Below are 24,828 nucleotides of genomic sequence, written 5' to 3'. Positions count from 1 at the left end.
CAGGAGAGGGGCGTCGCGATGCAGCAGTACGCGATTGCGTCGCTCGCCCTGCAATCCGGAACATCGGCACGACGTTGCCGTCAGGCGGCGAATACGACTTCGATGTGCCCTTCGACTTCGGACTGACGGTCAGGCCCGACGACGATCTGCACGTCGCGTCCGAGCTTCGCCAGACATTCGAGCATCTTCGTTTCGCTCACGCCGCGAAACTGCCCGCGCAGCATGTTCGACAGCTTCGGCTGCGTCATGCCGAGCAGCCGGGCCGCCTGCTGCTGCGTCCATTTGCGCGCCTTGATGATCTCCGCGATCTTGGCGGCGAGTTGAGCCTTCACGCGCATTTCGTCGGCATCGCGCATGCCCAGATCAGCGTAGACGTTCCCGCTGCCCGGTTCGATTTCGATCATCGTCTTGCTCCTTGTGCGTGTGCTTCGGCTGCTTTCAGGCGTGCGCGGACGAGATCGCTGCCCGGCTTCGGCGTCGCGATGCCGCACGATGATTTTTTCTGGAAGCAGTGCAGCACGTAGACGCTGCTCCCGAGCTTCACCGTGTAGACGGCGCGGTATGTGCCGTTGTCTTCCGATTCCACGATCTCGAGCACGCCGGCCGATCCGAATCCTCGCAACGGTTTCGCCTGCTCGTGCTTGCGTCCGGTCTGCGCCAGATACAGCGCATAACCGAACGTGTCCTGCACGGCTTCGGGCATCGCTTTGAGGTCCTTGCGCGCCGAGCCGAGCCAATACAGCGGTTTGATGTACGGATCCATCGATGAATTTATCCCTATTTGGGTATATTTTCAAGGTGCGCGCAGGAACCCGGTGCGACCGTTCGCATGCGGTGCGGGGGCGGGGCAGGCTGGAGGTGAACGCCGACGGGCGATGCCGGCGGCACCGCGGTGCGTGTTGACGAAGGCGAGCGCGCGCGTGATCTTCCGGCCGATGGCCGTTCCTTCACATCTTTGCGTCGCGGGGAGACCGGGGCAATTCAGCCGTTCGACAGAGGGCGATCGCTGTGGGGCGATGACGGCGGGAAGCGGGTTGTTCGTTGCCGAAGAGCGGCGATCGCACGTGCGTGCGTGTCGCACCTTCGAGGTCGTGCGTCCTCCTTCGATCAATGAACGCAGCGCAGCGCCAACGGCGCGGTGAAGTCGAAGTCGTGCATGACCAAGCGTGCGGTGCGGTTCCCGCTGCCACCAATGCTATCCTCTCGTCCGCTCATCCAGCGTCACCCAGCGAGATTCAATCATGACCCGACTGATCAAGCGCGCGTCCGCCGAGGCGCGCGCGTTCAAAAAACGCAAGCCGTCCGCCTACAACGGCTCCGAACAGCTCCAGCCGCCGCGCGTGAAGCGCCGCCCGGAGATCGACGAACACGACGACGTGCCCGTCCTCGACGCACCGCGCAAGCCGCGCTTCGCGCCCGTCACGTTCTCGGAAGAGCGCGGCGTGCGCTTCCTGCACTTCGGTACCGAATGGGTGCAGGGCGCGATGCGGATTTCGAAGCCGCTCGCCATCGAGCTCGAATACGCGCAGCAGATGATGGCGTGGCTGCTGTTCCTCGAAACGCCCGAGCGGATCGTCCAGCTCGGGCTCGGCACCGGCGCGCTGACGAAGTTCTCGCACCGCTTCCTGCCGCACGCGAAGGTCGAAGCCGTCGAACTGAACCCGGCCGTGATCGTCGCCGCACGCACGATGTTCGCGCTGCCGCCCGACGACGCACGCCTCGTCGTGCACGAAGCCGACGCGTGGGACTTCGTCAACGATCCGGCCAACCGCGGCACGACGGGCGCACTGCAGATCGACCTGTACGACGCGACCGCACGCGGCCCGGTGCTCGACAGCGTCGCGTTCTACCGCGCGGTGCGCGGCTGCCTCGCCGACGCCGGCATCGCGACGATCAACCTGTTCGGCGACCATCCGAGCTTCGTGCGCAACATGAAGCACCTGAACGCGGCGTTCGACCATCGCGTGATCGCGCTGCCGGAAGTGCACGACGGCAACCGGATCGCGATCGCGTTCTCGGGCCCTGCGCTCGACGTGTCGTTCGCGCAGCTGGAAGCCCGCGCGAAACTGATCGAGGACACGCTGAAGCTGCCCGCGCGCAAGTGGGTGAAAGCTTTGAAAGAAACGATCGGCGCACGCGAATCCTCGTTCGCGATCTGACGCTCATGCGCCGGCCGCATGCCGGTGCAACCGCGTGACTGGGGGCGGATCACCTCGGGTTCGCCCCCGCTTGACCGCGCGTTCGCGGCTCCTATACTGGCGCGAAGCCAGGGGAGCCGCAGCTTACCCGTTTTGCCGCTCCTCTCGCCGCCGTACCCGCTTGACAAGATCGATAACCGGGAAAGATGAGGAGACGTCATGGCTCACGATGCCGACGCCAATCGGGCCGCCAAGCGCTGGCTCTGGCTGCTGGTACTGCCGCTGATCGCGATGGTGTGGGTACCGTCGTACAGCAAGATCGAACCGCAATGGTTCGGATTTCCGTTCTTCTACTGGTACCAGCTCCTTTGGGTCTTCATTAGCGCGGTGATCACCGCGTTCGTCTATTTCAAGACCAAGAACGCGTGGAAGGCGAGCGGCCCGCAGGGAGGTGCGCGATGAATCTCGGCGCGACCTTCGTCTTCGTGCTCCTGTTCATCGGAGTCACGATCATCGGTTTCCTGGCCGCGAACTGGCGGCGCGGCGATCTCGCCCACCTCGACGAATGGGGCCTCGGCGGCCGCCGCTTCGGCACGATCGTCACGTGGTTCCTGCTCGGCGGCGACCTCTACACGGCCTATACGTTCGTCGCGGTGCCCGCGCTCGTGTTCGGCGCCGGCGCGATGGGCTTCTTCGCGCTGCCCTACACGATCCTGATCTACCCGTTCGCGTTCGTCGTGTTCCCGAAGCTGTGGAGCATCGCGAAGCGCCACGGCTACGTGACGGCCGCCGACTTCGTGAACGCACGCTACGGCAGCCGGATGCTCGCGCTCGCGATCGCGGTGACGGGCATCCTCGCGACGATGCCGTACATCGCGCTGCAGCTCGTCGGCATCGAAGTCGTGATCGGCGCGCTCGGCTTCGACACGACGGGCTTCGTCGGCGACCTGCCGCTGATCATCGCGTTCGCGATCCTCGCCGCGTACACGTACACGTCGGGGCTGCGCGCGCCCGCGATGATCGCGATCGTGAAGGACATCCTGATCTACATCACGATCGCCGCGGCGGTCATCGTGATCCCGGCGAAGCTCGGCGGCTTCGGCCACATCTTCGCGAGCGTGCCGCCCGCGAAGCTGCTGCTGAAGGCGCCGGACGCGGCGAGCCTGAACGGCTACAGCGCGTACGTGACGCTCGCGATCGGCTCGGCGCTCGCGCTGTTCCTGTATCCGCACTCGGTCACGGCGATCCTGTCGTCGTCGTCCGGCAACTCGATCCGCCGCAACATGGCGATGCTGCCCGCGTACTCGTTCGTGCTCGGCCTGCTCGCGCTGCTCGGCTACATGGCGCTTGCGGCGGGCGTGAAGGACATGCCGCAGTACGCGCCGTACTTCAAGGCGTTCGGCCCGAACTTCGCGGTGCCCGCGCTGTTCCTCGAGTATTTCCCGTCGTGGTTCGTCGGCGTCGCGTTCGCGGCGATCGGCATCGGCGCGCTGGTGCCGGCGGCGATCATGTCGATCGCGGCCGCGAACCTCTATACGCGCAACATCCACCGCGAGTTCATCAACCGCAACATGACGCACGACCAGGAGACGCACGTCGCGAAGCTCACTTCGCTGATCGTGAAGGTCGGCGCGGTCGCGTTCATCCTCGGGCTGCCGCTCACCTATGCGATCCAGCTGCAGCTGCTCGGCGGGATCTGGATCATCCAGACGCTGCCCGCGATCGTGCTCGGCCTGTACACGCGGCTGCTCGACCATCGCGGCCTGCTGGCCGGCTGGGCGGCCGGCATCGTGTGCGGCACGTGGATGGCGGTGTCGCTGAAGCTTGCGAGCTCGATCTTCACGATCCACCTGTTCGGCCTCGCGATTCCCGGCTACGCGGCCGTGTGGTCGCTGGTCGTGAACCTGGTGGTGGCGGTGGCGGTGAGCGTGCTCGTGCGCGCGATGGGCATGGCGCATGCGGAGGATCGCACGCGGCCGGAGGATTATCTCGACGTCGTCGAGGGTTGATGCGGGCGGCGCGGCCGCGTGTCGCGGGCCGCGCATCGCGCAGCGGCAACGACGCCCGTCACTGCGAAGTGGCGGGCGTTTTCGCTGGCGTCAGCCCTGCGCGCGTTTCACGAGATCCTCGCGTTGCGACAGGTCTTCGACGTTGACCATCCAGTGCACGCCGAAACGGTCCTTCGCCATCCCGAAGCCGAGCGCCCAGAACGTCTTGCCGAACGGCATCGTCACTTCGCCGCCGTCGGCGAGCGCATTGAACAGCTTCTGGCCTTCCTCGACCGTCGCCGGGTTCAGCGAAAGCGAATAGCCGGCGTGCGTGCCGCCCGGCTGGCTGCAGTCGCCGTCCGAGCACATGATCATCGAGTCGCCGATCATGAAGCTCGCATGCATCACCTTGTCGGCCATCTCGGGCGTGATCGCGTGTTCGGGATTCGGCGGCGCATCCTTGAAGTGCATCTTGAACATCGTCTTCGCGCCGAGCGCCTTTTCGTAGAACTGAAGGGCCTCTTCCGCGCGGCCGTAGAACGTCAGATACGGTTGGACTTGCATCGTTGTCTCCTGTTGACCGGGCCGGCGTGTCGGTGCCGGCGCGGGTACTTCCAAGATTGACCGGGAAGAGCACGCCGGGATGCGGCCGGCGCACTCGTGACGTGGATTGTAGTGCGCGTGCCTGACGATGGAATGAAAAATAAAAACGGCCGCGAACACGCGGTTCGCGGCCGTTCGTCACGCCTGCTGACGGCTGTTGTCAGGGTTGCTGACAGTTCAACTGACGGCCGTCACGTCACGTGCGGCGCGGTTCAGCGCAGCCCGTCGATCAGCTTTTCGAGCTTCACCGCGTCGGCGGCGAACACGCGGATGCCTTCGGACAGCTTTTCGGTCGCCATCGCTTCGTCGTTCAGCTGGAAGCGGAACGATGCCTCGTCGATCGCGACGCGCTCGGTCGGCTTGTCCAGCAGCGCGTCCGGCGACAGCTTGCGCGCCACCGTGTCGGTGCTGTCGTGCAGCTTCTGCAGCAAATCGGGGCTGATCGTCAGCAGGTCGCAGCCCGCGAGCTCGGTGATCTGGCTCGTCGTGCGGAAGCTCGCGCCCATCACTTCGGTGTTGTAGCCGAACGTCTTGTAGTAGGTGTAGATGCGGCGCACCGACTGCACGCCCGGATCGTTCGCACCGCCGTTCTTCGCTTCATCCCAGTCGGCGCCGGCCTGCTTCTTGTACCAGTCGTAGATGCGGCCGACGAACGGCGAGATCAGTTGCGCGCCGGCTTCCGCGCACGCGGCGGCCTGCACGAGCGAGAAAAGCAGGGTCATGTTGCACTTGATCCCTTCCTTCTGCAGCACCTCGGCCGCGCGAATGCCTTCCCACGTCGACGCGAGCTTGATCAGGATGCGCTCGCGGCCGACGCCGGCGGCTTCGTACAGTGCGATGAGTTCGCGACCCTTGTCGATCGAGCGCTGCGTGTCGAACGACAGGCGCGCATCGACCTCGGTCGACACGCGGCCCGGAATCAGCTTCAGGATCTCGGTGCCGAATGCGATCAGCAGGCGGTCGATGATGAAATCGGTGCTTTCGTTGCGATGATCGCGGACGGTTTTCTCGAGGATCGGCTTGTATGCGTCCTTCTGGACGGCCTTCAGGATCAGCGACGGGTTCGTGGTCGCATCCTGCGGCTTGTATTGCGCAAGCTGCTGGAAATCGCCCGTGTCGGCGACGACGGTCGTGTACTGCTTCAGCTGGTCGAGTGCGGTAGTCATGGCGATTCGGAAGAAGGGCGCGGTGCGCCGGGTTCTCACGGGCCGCGCGAGCGCGGCGGCGAAGCGAGGCGGCGCCGGGCGCCGCCTTCGATCCATCATTTTAGGCCCGATTCGTGTCGGGCACGTTTTGGCAGGTCCGGCGCCTGCCGTGGCGGGCGTCGCGCCGCATCACGCGGGGCGCCGCGCGTTCAGGATCACCTGCGTGACGATCCCCGCGACGAGGCCCCAGAACGCCGAGCCGATCGACAACAGCGTCAGACCCGACGCGGTGACCATGAACGTGACGAGCGCGGCTTCGCGCTGCTTCACGTCCTGCATCGCGTTCGCGAGCCCGCTCATGATCGAGCCGAACAGCGCGAGCGCGGCGACCGACACGACGAGCGCCTTCGGCAGTGCCGCGAACAGCGCGGCGATCGTCGCGCCGAAGATCCCGGCGATCAGGTAGAACGTGCCGCACCACACGGCGGCCGTGTAGCGCTTCGCGTGATCCTCGTGCGCTTCGGGGCCCGTGCAGATCGCCGCGGTGATCGCCGCAAGGTTCACGCCGTGCGAGCCGAACGGCGCGAGCAGCAGCGACGCGAGGCCGGTGGACGCGATCAGCGGCGACGACGGGGTCGAATAGCCGTCCGCGCGCAGCACCGCGATGCCCGGCACGTTCTGCGACGCCATCGCGACGACGAACAGCGGAATGCCGATGCTGACGATCGACGCGATCGAGAACGCGGGCATCGTGAACACGGGTTGCGCGAGCGCGATGTGGAAGCGGCTGAAGTCGAGCAGGCCGAGGCCGCCGGCCGCCACGGTGCCGACGAGCAGCGTCGTGACGATCGCGTAGCGCGGCGCGAGCCGCTTGACGATCAGGTAGGTGAAGAACATCGCGAGCACGAGCGCGGTCTGGAACTGCGCGGCGCGGAAGATCTCGATGCCGATCTCGAACAGGATGCCCGCGAGCAGGGCGGCAGCGATGCCGGCCGGAATGCGCCGCATCAGCGTGTCGAACAGCCCGCTCAGGCCGACCGCGGTCAGCAGCAGTGCGCACACGACGAACGCGCCGATGGCCTCGGGATACGGCACGCCGGGCAGCGACGCGATCAGCAGCGCGGCGCCGGGCGTCGACCAGGCGACCACGACGGGCGCGCGAAAGCGCAGCGACAGGCCGATCGTCGTCAGCGCCATGCCGATCGACAGCGCCCAGATCCACGACGAGATCTGCGCGTCGGTCAGGTGCGCGGCGCGGCCGGCCTGGAACATCAGCACGAGCGAGCTCGTGTAGCCCGTCATCATCGCGACGAAGCCGGCGACCAGCGCCGAGACGGACGTATCGGTGAAAAAGCGGCGGCCGCCGGCGCGGCCAGCGCTCGCGGTGGGCGAAGGGTTCATGCTATCTCCGGGGGAGGCCGCCTGGACGCGGCCTTCGTGTCTGCAGGGTGGGTTCGTTACTTGCTGAGTGCGCGCATCGCGGTTTCGAGGCCCGCGAGCGTGAGCGGGTACATGCGCTGACCGAGCACGTCGCGAATGATCGAGACCGATTGCCGGTATTCCCATAGCCGCTCGGGCTCCGGGTTCAGCCAGGCATGGTGGGGGAACTGGTCGGCGAGGCGGCGCAGCCAGACGGCGCCGGCTTCCGGATTGTTGTATTCGACCGAGCCGCCGGGCTGCAGCACCTCGTACGGGCTCATCGTCGCGTCGCCGACGAAGATCAGCTTGTAGTCGGGCGTGAACTTGTGCAGCACGTCCCACGTCGCGGTGCGCTCTGCGTGACGGCGGCGATTGTTCTTCCACAGGTGGTCGTACACGCAGTTGTGGAAGTAGTAGAACTCCAGGTGCTTGAACTCGGCCTTCGCGGCCGAGAACAGCTCCTCGGTGCGCTTGATGTGGTCGTCCATCGAGCCGCCGACGTCGAGCAGCATCAGCACCTTCACGTTGTTGTGGCGCTCGGGCACCATCCGCAGGTCGAGCCAGCCGGCGTTCGCGGCCGTGCTGCGGATCGTGCCGGGCAGGTCGAGCTCCTCGGCCGCGCCTTCGCGCGCGAAGCGGCGCAGGCGCCGCAGCGCGACCTTGATGTTGCGCGTGCCGATCTCGACCGAGTCGTCGTAGTCGCGGTACGCGCGCGCCTCCCACACCTTGACCGCGGTGCGGTTGCCGTTCGACGGGCCGCCGATGCGCATGCCTTCTGGGTTGTAGCCGCCGTGCCCGAACGGCGACGTGCCGCCGGTGCCGATCCACTTGTTGCCGCCTTCGTGGCGTTCCTTCTGCTCGTCGAGCAGTTCCTTCAGGCGCTCCATCAGCTTGTCGAGGCCGCCCATTGCTTCGATCTGCGCCTTTTCCTCCGGCGACAGCTCGCGCTGGAGGCGTTTCTCGAGCCAGTCGAGCGGAACGTCGAACGCCTCGGAAGGCAGCGCGGACACGCCGTGGAAATACGCGCCGAACGCCTGGTCGAACTTGTCGAAATACTGCTCGTCCTTGACGAGCGTCATCCGCGCGAGGAAGTAGAACGCGTCGATCGACGGCGAGATCAGTCCGGCCTTCAGCGATTCGAGCAGCGTCAGGTATTCCTTCACCGAGACGGGCAGCTTGGCTGCGCGCAGCGCGTAGAAGAAATTGAGCAGCATGGCCGGGCCTTCGCGGGTGGGTTACCGGTTGTGCCGGTTCATGTAGACGAGCCGCTCGAGCAGGCTCAGGTCCTGCTCGTTCTTCAGCAGCGCGCCCGCGAGCGGCGGCACGATCTGCTTCGCGTCGACGCCGCGCAGCGCGTCGGCCGGGATGTTCTCGGCGAGCAGCAGCTTCAGCCAGTCGAGCAGTTCGGACGTCGACGGCTTCTTCTTCAGCCCCGACACGGCGCGCAGCTCGAAGAAGCTCTCGAGCGCCGCGCGCAGCAGTTCCTCGCGGATGTCCGGGAAGTGGACCGCGACGATCTGCTGCATCGTCGACGGATCGGGAAACTGGATGTAGTGGAAGAAGCAGCGGCGCAGGAATGCGTCCGGCAGCTCCTTCTCGTTGTTCGACGTGATGATCACGAGCGGGCGGTGCTTCGCGCGCACGGTCTCGCGCGTCTCGTACACGTGGAATTCCATCCGGTCGAGCTCGCGCAGCAGGTCGTTCGGGAATTCGATGTCGGCCTTGTCGATCTCGTCGATCAGCAGCACGCTCGGGCGCTCGGCGTCGAACGCCTGCCACAGCACGCCCTTCACGATGTAGTTCGCGATGTCCTTCACGCGCGCGTCGCCGAGCTGCGAGTCGCGCAGCCGCGACACCGCGTCGTATTCGTACAGGCCCTGCTGCGCCTTCGTCGTCGACTTGATGTGCCACTGCAACAGCGGCATGTCGAGCGCGGCCGCCACTTCCTCGGCGAGCATGGTCTTGCCGGTGCCGGGCTCGCCCTTGATCAGCAGCGGGCGCTGCAGCGTCAGCGCGGCATTGACCGCGAGCTTCAGGTCGTCGGTGGCGACGTAGTGCGAGGATCCTTCGAAACGCATGGCGGCGCTCTTTCCTGGTCGCAAAAAAACCCAGTATAAGTCAGAAGGGCTGTCCGGTTGGGCCGGGGCCGCGTATCGTTGCGGGGCTGCGGCGGGGCGGGCCGGGGCGCCGTATGGACGCATTCCCCGCCGACGCGGTACAATCTGGCCGTTTTTTTTGGCCTGCGTGGCGACCGACAAGCAAAACGGCGCGGGCCGTTGCCGCTTCGGCGCCAGTTTCCCCTCAAGCTAGGTTACAAGAGCTATGAACAAATTCGTCGGCAAACACGTGGTTGTCGCAGCGCTCGTGGCGCTCGCTGGCAGCGCGCAGGCGGCCGGTGTGGTCGGCAACCCGAAGGACGGGGCGAGCAAGGCCGCCATGTGCATCGGTTGCCACGGCATCCAGGATTACCGCTCGGCGTATCCGGAGGTCTACCGGGTGCCCGTCCTCGGCGGCCAGAACCAGCAATACCTCGAGAACGCGCTGAAGGCCTACCGCAAGAAGGATCGTCACTTCCCGTCGATGAACGCGATCGCCGGTTCGCTGACGGATCAGGACATCGCGGATCTGGCGGCTTACTACGCCGTCCAGAAGGCCGACACGAAGGACAATCCCTACAAGTAAAGCGCGCGCCGCCGATCTGACCGGCGGGACAGGAGCATTCATGAACAACGCATTCAAGACGGCGGCGGTTGCACTGGCGGCCGGCCTCGCGATCGGTACCGCGCATGCGGCGGACACCACGAAGGGCAAGGAGCTGGTCGAGTCGCACAACTGCGCGGCCTGCCACGGCGCGCAGCTGAACAAGCCGATCAACGCAGAATATCCGCGCCTCGCGGGCCAGCACGCCGACTATCTCGTGTGGGCGATGCGCCAGTACCAGATGGGGCTGACGAACCCGCTGCTCGGTCGCAACAACGCGATCATGCAGGCGCAGGTGCAGAACCTGTCGGTCAGCGACATGAAGGACATCGCGGCCTACATCGAGTCGCTGAAAGAGACGGATCTCGTCTTCAAGAAGTAAGCGCGCCGGACCTTGCTGGTCCGTGCAGCCGGAATACCCCGCCGCGGCGGGGTATTTTTTTGTCCGCGGCCTCAGTCGCGCGACGCGCGGCGCAGGATGCGCTGCAGGTACGCGTCCGTATCGGGCGGCGTGCCGGTGCGCTGCGCTTCCCAGATCGTCTCGCCGAGGCATTCCATGATCATGTGCTGCGCCTCGTGGGTCGAGTCGAGCTTCGCGGCCAGCTTGTCGTGCGCGGCGCGGATGCCGGGCGGCTGGTCGATCGACAGCTGCTCGCTGATCGCGAGGTGCATCGACAGATGCAGGAACGGGTTCGTGCGGCCTTCCTCGGGCGTGTAGTTGCGCGCGGCGGCGCCGTCGGCGTCCGCGAGGTCGTCGTGGTATTCCGGATGCTCGACGATCCAGTCGGCTGCCATCGCTTCCAGCGGCGTCAGGATCTCGCCGGCGCGCTGCTTGCGCCAGGTCTCGGTGAAAAAGCGACGGACTTCGTCGCGACTCGGATTGAACATGGTGGGGAAACGTCGTGATTCGGGCGGCGTCATGCCGCGTCGCGCATTGTACGCCGGGTCGGCGCGCGGCGCTGGCGGCGGGTGGGGCCGGCGGGGCGCTTGCGGCGCGCAGCGGATGCAGCGGATGCAGCGGGCGCGGCGGGCGCATCGGGCGCATCGGGCGCCGTGCCGATAGGTGCGGGCCGGCGCGCAACGGGTAAGCGCGGGCTAGGCCGCCGGCAGCCGCGCCGCTACACTCCGACGATTGCCGTCGTCGCGCTCGCACCGCACCATCATGTCCGCCACCGTCCGCTCATCGTCCGCCGCGCTACAGGGCGCGCTCTATGTCGCGCTGTCCGCCGCCGCATTCGGCGCGATGGCAATCTTCGGCCGCTATGCGTATGCGGCCGGCGTCGACGTGCTCGGGCTGCTGATCGTGCGCTTCGCGATCGGCGGCGCGATCCTTGCCGCGATCGCGCGGCACCGCCGCGTCGCATGGCCGCGCGGCCGCACGCTCGCGCCGCTCGTCGCGATGGGAGCGCTCGGCTACGTCGGGCAGTCGTTCTGCTATTTCAGTGCGCTCCAGCATGCGCAGGCGAGCCTCGTCGCCTTGCTGCTGTACCTGTATCCGGCCTTCGTCACGCTGCTGGCCGCATGGTGGCTCGGCGAGCGCCTCACGCGCGCGAAGGCGGTCGCGCTCGTGCTCTGCGTCGCGGGCTCCGCGCTGATGGTCGGCGGCGGCCACGGCGAGCCGCTCGGCATCGCGCTCGCGCTGGCCGCCGCGGTGATCTATTCGCTGTACATCGTCGGCGGCACGAAGGCGACGCGCGGCGTCGATCCGCTCGCGACTACCGCGATCATCTGCCTGTCGGCGACCGCGACGCTCGTCGCGATCGCGATCGTGCGGACCGCAGCGTTCGGCGCGCCGCCGCGCTGGCCGGCGACGGCCGGCGGCTGGGCGTCGATGCTCGCGATCGCCTTGGTGTCGACGGTCGCCGCGATGCTCGCGTTCTTCGCCGGGCTCGAGCGGCTGGGGGCCGCGCGCACGTCGATGCTGTCGACGCTCGAGCCGGTCGTGACGGTCGCGCTCGCGGCGCTGCTGTTCGGCGAGGCGCTGTCGCCGTTGCAGTGGATCGGCGGCGTCGCGATCCTCGCGGCCGTGCTCGCGCTCGTGCGCGCGGGCGGCGCGGCGGCCGACGACGCGACGGCGACGTCCAACGCATAGCAGGGCAGGGACAAGGCGCGGGCGCCGCAAAGGCGTCCGCGGGTCGTGCCGCGCGCTGCCCTCGGCACGAGCAGTACCAGCGGCCGCGTGCAGTGCGTCAGCCGCGGCTGACGCTCACTCGTTGGGCGGCGGCGTCTTCGGTCGGAATTCGCACAGCGGCTCGATCGCGCAGTGCCAGCATTCGGGCTTGCGCGCCTTGCACACATAGCGCCCGTGCAGGATCAGCCAGTGATGCGCGTCCTGTAGGAATTCCTTCGGCGTGAACTTCTCGAGCGCGGCCTCGACGGCCCGCACGTCCTTGCCCGGCGCGAGCCCCGTGCGGTTCGCGACGCGGAAGATGTGCGTGTCGACCGCGATCGTCGGCTGGCCGAATGCGGTGTTCAGCACGACGTTCGCGGTCTTGCGGCCGACGCCCGGCAGGCTCTCGAGCGCTTCGCGATCGGCCGGCACCTCGCCGTCGTAGCGCTCGAGCAGGATGTTGCACGTCGCGATCACGTTCTTGGCCTTGGTGCGGTACAGGCCGATCGTCTTGATGTAGTCGGCGACGCCTTCTTCACCGAGCGCGACGATTTGTCGCGGGGTGTTCGCGACCGGAAACATCTTGCGCATCGCCTTGTTGACCGACACGTCGGTCGCCTGCGCGGACAGCATCACCGCGATCAGCAACTCGAACGGCGTCGTGTATTCGAGCTCGGTGGTCGGATGCGGATTGAGGCTTTGCAGCGTTTCGTAGATCGCGCGTCGTTTCGTGGCGTTCATGGACGGTTCTTGTCGGGCGGCGCGGACGGGCCGTTCCGGTCGTCGTGGTCCGGATCGCCGGGGGTGTCGCCGGCGGCCTCGGCATCGCGCTGCGCCTGCTGTTCGGCGAGCCGCTTGCGGCGGGCTTCGGCCGCGTCGATCTGCGCCTGCACGGCCGCGCTCACGCCTTCGGTGTTCTTCGGCCCGGCGCCTTGCCCGGACAGTTCTTCCTTCTTCTTGCGGGCGCGTTCGAGCGCGGCCGCGATGATCGCGCGTTTCTTCGCGTCGGCGTCGTCGGCTGGGGCCGCGCCCGCTGCACCCGGCTGTTCCGCGGCCGGCGCAGCCTTGGCCGCGCTGGCGCCCGCGCTGGCCGCGCGGCGGGCGGCGGCGCGCGCCTCGGCGGCCTCGCGTTCGCGACGCTGGCGGGCGAGCCGGCGGTCGTGGCGCTCGCGCGCGGCGTCCGCCTGTTCCTGCGACCACGCGTCCCAGCCGGTGCGCTCGTCGGTCACGGGGACCATCGCGATGCAGTCGACCGGGCAGGGCGGTACGCACAGGTCGCAGCCCGTGCACAGCGATTCGACGATCGTGTGCATCTGTTTCGGTGCGCCGACGATCGCGTCGACCGGGCACGCCTGCATGCACAGCGTGCAGCCGATGCACAGGCTTTCGTCGATGAACGCGACGGCGCGCGGATGCTCGGCGCCGTTGACGGGGTTCAGCGGGATCACGGGCTTGCCGAGCAGGCGCGCGAGGCGCGCGATGCCTTCGGCGCCGCCGGGCGGGCACTGGTTGTAGTTCGCGTCGCCGGCGGCGATCGCTTCGGCGTACGGACGGCAGCCGTTATAGCCGCACTTCGTGCATTGCGTCTGGGGAAGCAGATCTTCGATGCGATCCGCGAGGGTCTTGGAATCGGTCACGGTGACAACGGGCGCAGCAGCGCCGAATGGCTCTCGGCCGCGTCTGGCGCGGCCGGAAAGGTTTGCCAAACCTTGATTATCGCCGATTTCCCGCATTGCGCTGGACGCTGTCTGTGCGCATAATCGAACCGCTTTTTTGCAGGGGCTCAGCAGGAGGGCGGCCGCATGCGGCGCGCTCGTTCCAGGGCAGCCGGCGCCGAGGCGGTGGGGGTGCCGGTCCGGATCAGGATCACGCGGCTCACATAGCAAAACGCCACCATGAATCAGCCAAAAATCAAAAGAGATCCTGAAGGTACACGCCGCCGCATCCTGATGGCGGCAGCCGAAGAGTTCGCGGGTGGAGGGCTGTTCGGCGCACGCGTCGACCAGATCGCGCGCCGGGCCGAAACCAACGAGCGCATGCTCTATTACTACTTCGGCAGCAAGGAGCAGCTGTTTACGGCCGTGCTCGAACACGCGTTCTCCGCGCTGACCGAGGCCGAGCGCGTGCTCGATCTGGATGGCGTCGCGCCCGTCGAGGCCGTCACGCGGCTCGCGCATTTCGTGTGGGACTACTACCGCGATCATCCCGAGCTGCTGCGGCTCATCAACAACGAGAACCTGCACGAAGCGCGCTACCTGCACAAGTCGACGCGGATCCGCGAGATGATGTCGCCGATCGTCGCGAAGCTCGGCAACGTGCTGATGCGCGGCCAGAAGGCCGGGCTGTTCCGCAGCGACGTCGATCCGCTGCGCTTCTACGTGACGCTGTCGGGGCTCGGCTATTACATCGTGTCGAACCGCTTCACGCTCGCCGCGACGCTCGGCCGCGACTTCAGCGAAGCCGACGAGCGCGCGGAGATGGTCAGGATGAACACCGAGGTGCTGCTCGCGTATCTGCTGCGGCGCTGAGTTGACTAACCGTCGAACCGACGCGCCGACGAACCGACGCGTCGATGAGCCGATGAGCCGATGAGCCGATGAGTCGCCGCGATCGCGACCGCCGGATGAAAAAAAACGCCGCCGTGCGCAAGCAACGGCGGCGTTTTTGCGTCGGAACGCGGTGCGTCAGGCGGCCTTGCGTGCCCGCACGGGCTTGGCGCGCGTGCTGCCTGCGCGTTTCGCGGCCGGTGCGGCCTTCGCGACGGCCGTCCTGGCGGGTGCGACCGTCACGGCCGGCGCTTTCGGGCGCGTGCGTTTCGCGGCGGTGGCGCGCGCCGTCGTTTCAGGCTGCGGCGTGGCGGCCGGCACGGCGCCGATCGTGGTCGCGTCCTGTGCATCGGGCGGCAACTTCGTCGTGCCGTCCTTCGGTTCCGGCGCATGCTCGCGAATGAAGTCGCGCAACTGCGGATAGATGATCGTGCGCCAGCGGCGGCCCGAGAAGATCCCGTAGTGACCGCACTTCTCGGCGGTCAGGCTGCGGCGGTCGTCCTGCGGGATGCCCGTGCACAGCTCGTGCGCGACGTGCGTCTGGCCGCTGCCCGAGATGTCGTCGAGTTCACCCTCGATCGTCATCAGCGCGGTGTGCTTGATGTCCTGCGGACGCACGCGCTCGCCTTCGACATCCCACGTGCCTTCCGCGAGCCGGAATTCCTGGAACACGACGCGGATCGTCTCGAGGTAGTACTCGGCCGCCATGTCGAGCACCGCGTTGTACTCGTCGTAGAAGCGGCGGTGCGCCTCGGCGTCGTCCTCGTCGCCGCGCAGCAGGCTCTGGTAGAAGTCCCAGTGCGATTGCGCGTGACGTTCCGGGTTCATCGCGACGAAGCCCGTGTGCTGCAGGAAGCCCGGATACACGTGGCGGCCTTCGCCCGGATAGTTCGCGGGCACCGTATGGATCACGTTGTTCTCGAACCAGGCGGTCGAGTGCTGCGTCGCGAGCGAGTTCACCGACGTCGGGCTGCGGCGCGCGTCGATCGGGCCGCCCATCATCGTCATCGTGAGCGGCGTGTCCTCGCCGCGGCTCGCCATCAGCGAGATCGCCGCGAGCACCGGCACGGTCGGCTGGCACACGGAGATCACGTGCAGGTTGCGCGCGCCGATGTGGCGGATGAATTCCTGGATGTAAGCGATGTAGTCGTGCAGGTGGAACGGGCCGACCTCGACCGGCACCATCCGCGCATCGATCCAGTCGGTGATGTACACCTTGTGATCCTGCAGCAGCGTGCGCACGGTGTCGCGCAGCAGCGTCGAGTGGTGGCCCGACAGCGGCGCGCAGACCAGCACGATCGGCTCGTCCTTCAGCTGCGTGACGGCATCGGCGTCGTCCGAATAGCGCTTGAAACGCAGCAGCCGGCAGAACGGCTTCTCGATGATCGTCTGCTCGACGATCGGGATGTTGTGGCCGTCCTTGACGATCTGGTGAAGGTTGAATTCGGGCTTCTCGTAATCCTTGCCGAGGCGGTACATCAGTTCGTACGCGGCGGCCATCCGCGCTGCGCCGGGCATCAGCGAGAACGGGCTGGACGGATTGGCGAACGACTTGGAGGCGGCCTGGGCCCAGGCCGTGAGCGGGCTCAGCATCGCCCGCTGGAATTCGTGCAGTTGGTAAAGCATGCAGACTACTCCCGCTTGGGGGACGGTGCGCAGGGGCGGCGTGTGGCGTCGCGGCGTGCCGTGTGGGTCAGCGACCGGCCATGTTGCAGTGCGGCCGGACAATCGAATCGATCATATCGGACAACGATGAATGTTGCAACGCAACATTTCTCCGATTTTTCATCAAACGTTTGCGAATTGACGATCTCTGAAGAAGCCGCTCCACCCGCGCTCAGCGCCCCGTCGCCACGGCCGGCGCCGGCTGGCCGGCCGCGCGCGCCATCGCCTCTTCGTGGTGCATCAGGTTCATCGCGGTATGCACGAGCGCCACGTGCGAGAACGCCTGCGGGAAATTGCCGACGAGCCGGCCGTCGACCGGATCGTATTCCTCGGCGAGCAGCCCGAGGTCGTTCGACAGCGCGAGCAGCCGGCTGAACAGCCGGTGCGCGTCGTCGATCCGGCCGAGCAGCGCGTAATTGTCGACCAGCCAGAAGCTGCACGCGAGGAACGTGCCTTCGCCCGGCGGCAGTCCGTCGTCGTACTCGGTCGTGCGGTAGCGCATCACGAGGCCGTCGTGCAGCAATTCCCGCTCGATCGCGTCGACCGTGCCGACGATGCGCGGGTCTTCCGGCGGCAGGAAGCCGAGCAGCGGCAGCAGCAGCACGCTCGCGTCGAGCTCGTCGCTGCCGTAGCTCTGGGCAAACGCCTGTTTGCCTTCATGCCATGCGTTGTCGCACACGTCCGCGTGGATCCGGTCGCGCAGCGCGCGCCAGCGGTCGAGCGACGCGGGCAGCCGGAACATCTCCGCCGACTTGATCGCGCGGTCGAACGCGACCCACGCCATCACCTTCGAGAACGTGAAGTGGCGGCGGCCGCCGCGCGTCTCCCAGATGCCCTCGTCGGGCTCCCGCCAGATCTTCTCGAGATGGTCGAGCAGCGCGCACTGGACGGACCACACCGTGTCGTCGGCCTGCAGGCCGCCCACGCGCGCGAGGTGGAGCGCGGCCATCACTTCGCCGAACACGTCGAGCTGGAGCTGGTTCGCGGCGCCGTTGCCGACGCGCACCGGTTTCGAATCCTGGTAGCCGGGCAGCCAGTCGAGCTCCATTTCCGGCAGCCGGCGCTCGCCCGCGATCCCGTACATGATCTGGATCTGCTCGGGCGAGCCGGCCATCACGCGGCCGAGCCACGTGCGCCACGCGCGCGCCTCGTCGTAATAGCCGCCGCGCATCAGCGCGAGCAGCGTGATCGTCGCGTCGCGCAGCCAGCAGTAGCGGTAGTCCCAGTTGCGGTTGCCGCCGATCTTCTCGGGCAGCGACGTGGTCGGCGCCGCGACGATGCCGCCCGTCGGCTCGTACGCGAGCGCCTTCAGCGTGATCAGCGAACGGCGCACGGCGGCCGCGTAGCGGCCCTGCACCTGGCAGCGGCCCGACCATTCGAGCCAGTAGTTCTCGGTGCGCGCGAGCATCGACAGCGGATCGCGCGCGGGCGGCAGCCGCAGGTGCGACGCCGCATAGCTGAGCGAAAACGGCACACGTTCGTCGGCGCTCACCGTGAATTCCGCGAGCGTGTGGAGGTTCTTGCCGGTGAGCGGCACCGGCGTGCGCAGCACGACGGTATCGGGGCCGGCGATCGCCTTCATGCCGTCCTCGCGCGTCAGCTGCGTGACCCACGGGATCGAGAAACCGTAGTCGAAGCGCAACACCAGTTCCATGCGCATCTTCATCGTGCCGTGGCGGCCGACGACGATCCGCACCAGTTCGGACCAGCCGTTGCCGGGCGGCATGAAGTCGATCACGGTGACCGCGCCGTCGGCGCTTTCGTAGTCGGTTTCGAGGATCAGCGTGTCGCCGCGATAGCGGCGCGTCGTGTGCGTGATCGCGGCGTCGGCGGCCGGCGCGAGCAGCCAGCGGCCGTGCTCGGGCGTGCCGACCAGCGCCGCGAAACAGGCGCCCGAATCGAAGCGGGGCCAGCACAGCCAGTCGACGGAGCCGTCTTTCGAGATCAGCGCGGCGGTGTGGCCGTCGCCGACGAGGGCGTAGTCTTCGATCAGGGCGGGCATGGGCAAGCGGTCCTTGGATATTCGAGTTCACGATGCAGGGCTGCGGCGCCCGGGCTTCACGCGCCGGCGTCGCGCCCCGTATACTCGCCCGGGCGGCGGAGCGCATGAACGGCCGGCGTTTCGTCCTATCTCAACACTTGAAGCGACTCGATGCAAGGAGGATTCAATGCCCAACCGTTTACGCGAGCGTGACGCGCGCGCTTCGACACGAGGGTTCCCGCTTAGGTTCGCTCACTGGATGAAAGGTTTCGCGCTCGTGCTTTCCTTGTCCGCGACCCACGCCTTCGCGCAACAATCGCCGGCACCGGCCGGCGGCGTCTACAACCTGCTCGTCGGCACCTATACGGGGCACGGCAGCGACGGGATCTACGTGTACCGCTTCGATACGAAAACGGGCAGCGTCGCGCCCGTGTCGTCGGCGAAGACCGTGAATCCGTCCTACCTGTTGCCGAGCCGCGACGGTCGCACCGTCTACGCGGTCAACGAACTGCCCGGCGACAACGGGCCGGCCACGCAGCGCGGCGGCATCAGCACGTTCGGCTTCGATCCGAAGACGGGGGCGCTCACGTTCATCGACCGCGTGTCGGCGGAAGGGAACGATCCTTGCTATCTCGCGCTGTCACCGGACGGCAAGTACCTCGTCACGGCCAACTACTCGGTTGCGGCCGATCCGGGCGGCAGCTTCGCCGTGTTCCCGATCCGCGACGGCGGCGCGGCCGGCCCGGCCGTGCTGACGGTGCATCACGAGGGCACGGGGCCCGTGAAGGGGCGCCAGGACGGCGCGCACGTGCACTCGACGGTGTTCTCGCCCGACGGCCGCTACCTGTTCGTGCAGGACCTCGGCGCGGACAAGCTCTACGGCTACCGCTACACGGTGGACGGCAGCCGCGGGCTGATCAGCCCGACCGACACGCGCTACACGCCGGTGAAGGCCGGCTCCGGCCCGCGTCACATGGTATTCAGCGCCGACGGCCGGTTCGCGTACGTGACGAGCGAACTCAACGCGTCGGTCGAGGTGTTCGGCTACCGCGACGGCAAGCTGACGCCGGTCGAGACGCTGCCGATGACGGTGGCGGGCTTCAAGGGCAAGGTCGGCGGCGGCGCGCTCCACCTGTCGCCGGACGGCCGCTTCCTGTACGCGAGCAATCGCGGCGACGTGAACGAAATCGTGATCTACGCGGTGAACCAGGCCGACGGCCGGCTGAAGACCGTCGGGCGCCAGTCGAGCCTCGGCAAGACGCCGCGTGAATTCCTGATCGATCCGACGGGCAAGTGGCTGATCGTCGGCAACCAGGACAGCGACACGTTCTACGTGTTCAGCCGCGACGTCCAAACGGGGCAGCTCGGCGCGAATCCGGAGAAGGTCACGGTCGGCAGCCCGGTCGACTTCAAGCTGGTGCCGGTGGCGCTGTAAATCGCCGTCCATGAAAAAAGGGCGCTGCCGAGGCAGCGCCCTTGTTCGTTCGGGCGGCCGCTTGCGCGAGGCGCCCGGATCGATCGTCGGCGGCCATGCGGCCGCCATGCTCAGTCGGCCGCGGCCGGCACGAGCACCTCGCGGCTGCCGTTGATGCCCATCGGCGACACCAGTCCGGCCGCCTCCATCTGCTCGACGAGGCGCGCGGCGCGGTTGTAGCCGATGCGCAGCTGGCGCTGCACCGACGAGATCGACGCGCGCCGCGTGCGCACGACGAACGCGACCGCTTCGTCGTACAGCGGATCGGCTTCCGCATCCGGCGCTTCGCCGAACAGGTCCTGCGTCGCACCGTCGGCGGCCGGGCCGTCGAGAATCCCTTCCTCGTACTGCGGCTCGCCGAACTGCTTCAGGTATTCGACGATCCGGTGCACTTCCTCGTCCGCGACGAACGCGCCGTGCACGCGCTGCGGGTAGCCCGTGCCCGGCGGCAGGAACAGCATGTCGCCCTGGCCGAGCAGCGATTCGGCGCCCATCTGGTCGAGGATCGTGCGCGAGTCGATCTTCGACGACACCTGGAACGCGACGCGCGTCGGGATGTTCGCCTTGATCAGGCCGGTGATCACGTCGACGGACGGGCGCTGGGTCGCGAGGATCAGGTGGATGCCGGCCGCGCGCGCCTTTTGCGCGAGACGGGCGATCAGCTCCTCGATCTTCTTGCCGGCGACCATCATCAGGTCGGCCAGCTCGTCGATCACGACGACGATCAGCGGCAGCTTCGACAGCGGCTCGGGATCGTCGGGCGTCAGCGAGAACGGGTTGCCGATCTTCTTTTCCTTCGCCTCCGCGTCGCGGATCTTCTGGTTGAAGCCCGCGAGGTTGCGCACGCCGACGGCCGACATCAGCCGGTAGCGCTTCTCCATTTCGCCGACGCACCAGTTCAGTGCGTTCGCCGCGAGCTTCATGTCGGTGACGACCGGCGCGAGCAGGTGCGGGATGCCTTCGTAGACCGACAGCTCGAGCATCTTCGGGTCGATCATGATCAGCCGCACGTCCTCGGGCGTCGCCTTGTACAGCAGCGACAGGATCATTGCGTTGATCGCGACCGACTTGCCCGAACCCGTCGTGCCGGCGACCAGCATGTGCGGCGCCTTCGCGAGATCGGTGACGACCGGGTGGCCGGTGATGTCCTTGCCCATCGCGATCGTCAGCTGCGACGCCGAATGCTGGTACTGGCGCGACTCGAGGATTTCCGACAGGCGGATCATCTGGCGTTTCGCGTTCGGCAGCTCGAGGCCCATGCAGGTCTTGCCGGGAATCGTCTCGACGACGCGGATCGACGTGAGGCCGAGGCCGCGCGACAGGTCCTTCATCAGGCCGACGATCTGGCTGCCGCGCACGCCGAGCGCGGGTTCGATCTCGAAGCGCGTGATCACCGGGCCGGCCGACGCGCCGACCACCGTCACCGGCACCTTGAACTCCTGCAGGCGCTGCTCGATGACCTGGGCCGTCTGCGCGAGGTGTTCCTCGGTGATCGTTTCGACGTCGTCGGACGCGGGCTCGAGCAGGTCGAGCGTCGGCAACTCCACGTTGAACGACGCGGGTGCGTGGAATTCGAACGCGTTCGGGCGCGGCTGGCGCGCGGGTGCGGCCGATGCGTCGGCGGCCGGGGCGCTCGATTCCGCCGGTGCCGGCGCCGGCGGCACGGTGGCCGCGGGCGGCGTTGCGGCCGGAAGCGGCGCGGTCGTGGCGGCCGGGATCGTGATGCCGGTTGTCGCGGGCGTCGTGCCGATGTCGGACATGGACCAACTCGCCGGCGCAGCGGCGGGAGCCGGCGGGGTAGTAAACGACGGGGCCTGCGGCAGCGGTGCGGACGCGATGGAGTGCGCCGGTGTCGTCGTGTCGACGGATCCGCCCGGCGCGGAGTAGGTCGGCAATGCCGAGACCGACGGGGGCGCGGAAGTCGGCGACGCGGCCGGTGCCGTCGCGGCGGGGGCAGCGGCGAAGGAGGCCGGCGCGCCATTTGTCGCGGCAGGCGTGGCGCCGAATGCGGCGGGGGCGGCAACGGCGACCGTGCTCGTCGGGGCGAGTGTGCCGGAAGACGGTGTCGGGGCGATGGCAGTGGCAGCGACAGGCGCGGCGCCGGTTGTCGTCTGCGTCGCTCCAGTCGTCGCGGCCGGCACACCGAATGCCGAACCGTCAGGCATGCGGGTGGTCGATGCTGCCGAAGGCGTCGTCGGTGCGGTTGACGTTGCGGCCAATGCGCTGCCCGACGAGGCGAAAGACGCGGCGGCAGGCGACACCGGCGTGCGTTGCGCAGGTTGCGATCCGGTTGCGCTGAAGGACGTGCCGGTCGATGCGGGCGCCGTGGCGGCTGCCGCGGTCGGCGCGGGTGCGGACGGCTGCGCGGCGGACGGGACGGCGGCACTTGTCGAAGGCGTCCGGGCAGGCGTCGTCGGTTCGGGCGCCGGCGTGACCGTGCTCGATGCCGGATCCGTGGCGTCGATCGTCGACGCTGCGGCAGCCGGCACGCGAACGCCGGAACCGTACGCAGTACCCGTGACACTCACCGGCGCGGACGGTGCAACGGGCGCGACAGGTGCAGCAGACGCAACAGGTGCAGCAGACGCAACAGGTGCAGCAGACGCAACAGGCGCAACAGACGCTGCTGATGCGGACGGTCGCGACAGCGAACCGGCGGCCGGGTTCGTCATGCCGGTAAACGCAGGCGCTGCGGCGACAGGTGTGCTGTTCGGCGTGTTCGCGGGTGCCGGCGCAGCAGAACCGGGTGCGCTGCCGACGGGCGACGACGCGTCAGCTGCCGAGGTCGTCTGCGCATCAGCGAAGGGCTCAGCCGACAAAGGCTTCGACCATGATGCGGAGGAGGCAGCGGCGTCGACGAACGCCGGTTCCATGACCGCGGTGGCCGATGCCGCCGGTGCCGCCGGTGCTGCCGCCGTTGCCGGCGGCGTGGCGCGTTGCATGCCTGCAGGCAACGGAGCGGTTTCGCCACCGTGCTTTGCTGCCGCGTGCCAGACCGTTCCCGTCACGGCGCCGGCCGGTGCCGTGTTCGACGCGGCCGAGGCTGCCGTCGTCGCTGCTGCGACGGGCACTGCATCGGCACGCGGCTGCGTCGGCGTTGCCGCGATCGACGAAGCGGAGAGGGGAGGCGGCGTGACCGGCTGGACCGGCTTCACGACATCCTGCGTCGCGTGCGCGTGTTCTTTCGCGACGACCGATACGGCGGTATCGGCAAGCGCCGTAGCGTGCGATTGGACCTGGCCGGCAATTCCGGCGGCGGTTGCCGCATCCTTCGCATCGACGGTACGGCCCGTGGCGCTCACGGTCGACGTGACAGCGGCCGAAGGCGTCTCGACCGCTGCGCTCGCGGCCACCGACTCGTCCGCGTCCGACGGTGGCGCGGCAATCGGGCTTTCATGCGACGCGCCGAGCCCGGAAACCGGCGGGCTGACGATGTCTTCCCAAGGCGCAAAGTCGATCGGAGCATCGAATGCCGGCGCGGCTGGTGCATCGGCTCCATGCCGATGCTCGCGGTCCGCGTGACGCGTCGGCGCATCGGTTTCGACGCCGGGATCCGGCATGGCATGCCGCACGGTCTCGCCGAACGCCGGGGTACCCGTATCGACAGCAGGCACGCGCACGCCCGGCTCGGCCGGTATGAACGCATCCAGCACGATCGGTGCGTCGTCGGATGGCAGCACGGCCTCGTCGAATGCCGCGCCATCCGTATCGACGGCAGGCACGCGCATGCTCGGCTCCGCCGGCATGAATGCATCCAGCACGATCGGTGCGTCGTCATAGGCCGGCGCGGCTTCGTGCGAGTCCGGACGGACTGCGTCGCGGGGCGAGGCCTGATGCGCGTCCGCAACGATCCCGGCCGGTACGGCCGTCGACGCCGACGCGGCGACGCTGCCCGCCGCTGCAACCGCGGCGGCCGGTGCCGACGACGCATCGGCCTGCCGCACACCGTCCATCGTCGCCCACTGTGCGGTACTGGCTTCGATCGAGCGCAGCGTGTCGTGAACGCTCGGTGCCGGCGTGATCGGCTCCGCGGGCTGTTGCACCCACGCGTAGAGCGGCGCGCGTGCCGGGGCCGGCGGCGCGGGGCGGCGTCGTGCGGCGTCCGGCGACTGGCCGGCGGCGCCGGCGCCCGTCACCGGGCGGGCGGGCGTGCGCGGCGGCGTCGCGGCGGCCGGGCGCGGCGTGACCGCGGTGCGCGGCGCGGCCGGTTGCTTCAGCGCGGCTGCGGCCGGTCGCGCGGCGGTCGGTTGCGGCCGAACGGGCTCGAACCCGGCCGGCAGCGGGGCCGGACTCGGGCGTGGCACCTGGGTGTTCGCGGCGGCGCGCGCGAGGCTGGCGGTGCTGCCGGTCGTCGGGGGCGGCATGGCGCTCGTCGCGCCCGGTGCGGGCGGCGGCATGCGATTGGCCGACGTCGGCTTCAGCCAGCCCGTCGGCGCGACCGGCTCGGCGAGCGGACGCGGCGCGGGCTTGCTGCGCGGCTTCGGCCGCGCCTGCGGATCGGGCTTCCACAACGTCGGGCGCGAATACCGGCCGTTCTGCCGCGGCGCCATCGAGTTGACGGTATGGGCGGTGGTCGGCTGCACGATGTCGTCGTCGCGATGCAGCGCGCTGCGCGGCAGGTCGGCAACGCCGCGCACGTCGTCGTCGTCGACGTCGCGCGCGAGCTTGACGCCGAACGACGTATCGACCCACGCGGCGAACTGCCGCCAGCCGATGCCGGTCAGCCACGGCAGGCCAGCGAAGAACAGCACGACCATCGCGACCGGCGTGCCGATCGGGCCGAGCACATGCGCGAAGCCGTTCGAGAACGCGTGGCCGAGCGCATTCGAGTCGGGGCCCGACAGCGGGCTCGTCAGCGCGCAGCTCGCGACGAACACGGCCGCGAAGCCGAGCCACAGGCGAATCGAGCCGCGGCCGGCGAGTCCGCCGCCGCCGGGCAGCATCGCCTGAACGAGACGCCAGATGAGAAGGAGGAACCAGACGGCGGAGATGCCGAACCAGCCGAAGACAACCGTGTGCATGCTTTGATGAAACAGGAAGAGGGCGGGGAGCGCGGTGC

General features: G+C 68.2%; 21 protein-coding genes. 8 read left to right on the top strand and 13 right to left on the bottom strand.

Annotation, left to right across the window (positions count from 1 at the left end; translation table 11 throughout):
• Positions 1-80: 80 nt before the first annotated feature.
• Positions 81-404 carry a helix-turn-helix domain-containing protein gene (locus tag NQV17_RS15485; protein ID WP_039319579.1) on the bottom strand — a complete coding sequence of 108 codons (324 nt, stop codon included), beginning with the start codon at positions 402-404 and terminating at the stop codon, positions 81-83.
• Positions 401-763: a type II toxin-antitoxin system RelE/ParE family toxin gene (locus NQV17_RS15480; protein ID WP_257772913.1), complete on the bottom strand. Its 363-nt coding sequence runs from the start codon at positions 761-763 to the stop codon at positions 401-403. Before NQV17_RS15480 ends, NQV17_RS15485 begins: the two co-directional genes overlap by 4 nt.
• Before the next feature lie 478 nt (positions 764-1,241).
• Here NQV17_RS15480 and NQV17_RS15475 point away from each other — a divergent pair, with 478 nt between their 5' ends.
• From NQV17_RS15475 to mctP, 3 genes are all read left to right on the top strand, one after another.
• Positions 1,242-2,159: a spermidine synthase gene (locus NQV17_RS15475; protein ID WP_124487185.1), complete on the top strand. Its 918-nt coding sequence runs from the start codon at positions 1,242-1,244 to the stop codon at positions 2,157-2,159.
• 198 nt (positions 2,160-2,357) lie between these two features.
• Entirely contained in the window at positions 2,358-2,600 is a 243-nt protein-coding gene (locus tag NQV17_RS15470) for a DUF3311 domain-containing protein (protein WP_011657556.1), read from the top strand.
• The gene (mctP, locus tag NQV17_RS15465) at positions 2,597-4,147 is read left to right on the top strand and encodes a monocarboxylate uptake permease MctP (protein WP_257772912.1); all 1,551 of its coding nucleotides are present in this window, start codon (positions 2,597-2,599) and stop codon (positions 4,145-4,147) included. Before NQV17_RS15470 ends, mctP begins: the two co-directional genes overlap by 4 nt.
• A 90-nt stretch (positions 4,148-4,237) precedes the next feature.
• Here the strand turns inward: mctP and NQV17_RS15460 are convergent, their stop codons facing one another.
• From NQV17_RS15460 to NQV17_RS15440, 5 genes are all read right to left on the bottom strand, one after another.
• Positions 4,238-4,690, bottom strand: coding sequence for a VOC family protein (locus NQV17_RS15460; RefSeq protein ID WP_257772911.1), 453 nt, complete (start codon positions 4,688-4,690; stop codon positions 4,238-4,240).
• A 251-nt stretch (positions 4,691-4,941) separates the two neighbouring features.
• The gene (gene tal, locus NQV17_RS15455) at positions 4,942-5,895 is read right to left on the bottom strand and encodes a transaldolase (RefSeq protein WP_257772910.1); all 954 of its coding nucleotides are present in this window, start codon (positions 5,893-5,895) and stop codon (positions 4,942-4,944) included.
• Between the two features lie 168 nt (positions 5,896-6,063).
• The gene (locus NQV17_RS15450; RefSeq protein WP_044846441.1) at positions 6,064-7,275 is read right to left on the bottom strand and encodes a benzoate/H(+) symporter BenE family transporter; all 1,212 of its coding nucleotides are present in this window, start codon (positions 7,273-7,275) and stop codon (positions 6,064-6,066) included.
• Positions 7,276-7,331: 56 nt separating this feature from the next.
• Positions 7,332-8,507 (bottom strand): VWA domain-containing protein, encoded by a 1,176-nt coding sequence (locus NQV17_RS15445; RefSeq protein ID WP_257772909.1) that lies wholly within the window; start codon positions 8,505-8,507, stop codon positions 7,332-7,334.
• Positions 8,508-8,528: 21 nt separating this feature from the next.
• A complete protein-coding gene (locus tag NQV17_RS15440) occupies positions 8,529-9,371 on the bottom strand; it encodes a MoxR family ATPase (protein WP_044846443.1) in 843 nt (280 codons plus the stop codon).
• Between the two features lie 244 nt (positions 9,372-9,615).
• Between NQV17_RS15440 and NQV17_RS15435 the strand changes: the two genes are divergently transcribed.
• Both NQV17_RS15435 and NQV17_RS15430 read left to right on the top strand, forming a co-directional pair.
• The gene (locus NQV17_RS15435; protein ID WP_257772908.1) at positions 9,616-9,975 is read left to right on the top strand and encodes a cytochrome c; all 360 of its coding nucleotides are present in this window, start codon (positions 9,616-9,618) and stop codon (positions 9,973-9,975) included.
• A 40-nt stretch (positions 9,976-10,015) separates the two neighbouring features.
• Entirely contained in the window at positions 10,016-10,375 is a 360-nt protein-coding gene (locus tag NQV17_RS15430; RefSeq protein ID WP_011885615.1) for a cytochrome c, read from the top strand.
• A gap of 71 nt (positions 10,376-10,446) precedes the next feature.
• On the opposite strand, the gene NQV17_RS15425 is transcribed toward NQV17_RS15430, so the two are convergent.
• The gene (locus NQV17_RS15425) at positions 10,447-10,914 is read right to left on the bottom strand and encodes a DUF1841 family protein (RefSeq protein ID WP_374692714.1); all 468 of its coding nucleotides are present in this window, start codon (positions 10,912-10,914) and stop codon (positions 10,447-10,449) included.
• 241 nt (positions 10,915-11,155) lie between these two features.
• Between NQV17_RS15425 and NQV17_RS15420 the strand changes: the two genes are divergently transcribed.
• The gene (locus NQV17_RS15420; RefSeq protein WP_044846446.1) at positions 11,156-12,085 is read left to right on the top strand and encodes a DMT family transporter; all 930 of its coding nucleotides are present in this window, start codon (positions 11,156-11,158) and stop codon (positions 12,083-12,085) included.
• Positions 12,086-12,199: 114 nt separating this feature from the next.
• Here NQV17_RS15420 and nth read toward each other — a convergent pair whose 3' ends face one another.
• Together nth and rsxB are read right to left on the bottom strand one after the other, a co-directional pair.
• Positions 12,200-12,844 carry an endonuclease III gene (nth, locus tag NQV17_RS15415; RefSeq protein ID WP_257772907.1) on the bottom strand — a complete coding sequence of 215 codons (645 nt, stop codon included), beginning with the start codon at positions 12,842-12,844 and terminating at the stop codon, positions 12,200-12,202.
• Entirely contained in the window at positions 12,841-13,836 is a 996-nt protein-coding gene (gene rsxB, locus NQV17_RS15410) for an electron transport complex subunit RsxB (RefSeq protein WP_257772906.1), read from the bottom strand. The genes nth and rsxB overlap by 4 nt, the downstream gene beginning before the upstream one ends.
• 162 nt (positions 13,837-13,998) lie before the next feature.
• Here rsxB and NQV17_RS15405 point away from each other — a divergent pair, with 162 nt between their 5' ends.
• Positions 13,999-14,631: a TetR family transcriptional regulator gene (locus tag NQV17_RS15405; protein WP_040144743.1), complete on the top strand. Its 633-nt coding sequence runs from the start codon at positions 13,999-14,001 to the stop codon at positions 14,629-14,631.
• 156 nt (positions 14,632-14,787) lie between these two features.
• Here NQV17_RS15405 and NQV17_RS15400 read toward each other — a convergent pair whose 3' ends face one another.
• Positions 14,788-16,275 carry a polyhydroxyalkanoate depolymerase gene (locus NQV17_RS15400; protein ID WP_257772905.1) on the bottom strand — a complete coding sequence of 496 codons (1,488 nt, stop codon included), beginning with the start codon at positions 16,273-16,275 and terminating at the stop codon, positions 14,788-14,790.
• A gap of 211 nt (positions 16,276-16,486) precedes the next feature.
• On the bottom strand, positions 16,487-18,316 hold the full coding sequence (locus tag NQV17_RS15395; RefSeq protein WP_257772904.1) for a glycoside hydrolase family 15 protein: 1,830 nt from the start codon (positions 18,314-18,316) through the stop codon (positions 16,487-16,489).
• A 166-nt stretch (positions 18,317-18,482) separates the two neighbouring features.
• Here NQV17_RS15395 and NQV17_RS15390 point away from each other — a divergent pair, with 166 nt between their 5' ends.
• Positions 18,483-19,730, top strand: coding sequence for a lactonase family protein (locus NQV17_RS15390; RefSeq protein WP_257772903.1), 1,248 nt, complete (start codon positions 18,483-18,485; stop codon positions 19,728-19,730).
• A 110-nt stretch (positions 19,731-19,840) separates the two neighbouring features.
• Here the strand turns inward: NQV17_RS15390 and NQV17_RS15385 are convergent, their stop codons facing one another.
• Positions 19,841-24,790, bottom strand: a complete 4,950-nt coding sequence (locus tag NQV17_RS15385) for a DNA translocase FtsK (RefSeq protein ID WP_257772902.1) — start codon at positions 24,788-24,790, stop codon at positions 19,841-19,843.
• Between the last annotated feature and the right edge of the window lie 38 nt (positions 24,791-24,828).

Origin of the sequence: Burkholderia sp. SCN-KJ, assembly GCF_024656005.1 — a bacterium.
Taxonomy (GTDB): domain Bacteria; phylum Pseudomonadota; class Gammaproteobacteria; order Burkholderiales; family Burkholderiaceae; genus Burkholderia.
This window is presented reverse-complemented; position numbering and strand designations above follow the sequence as displayed.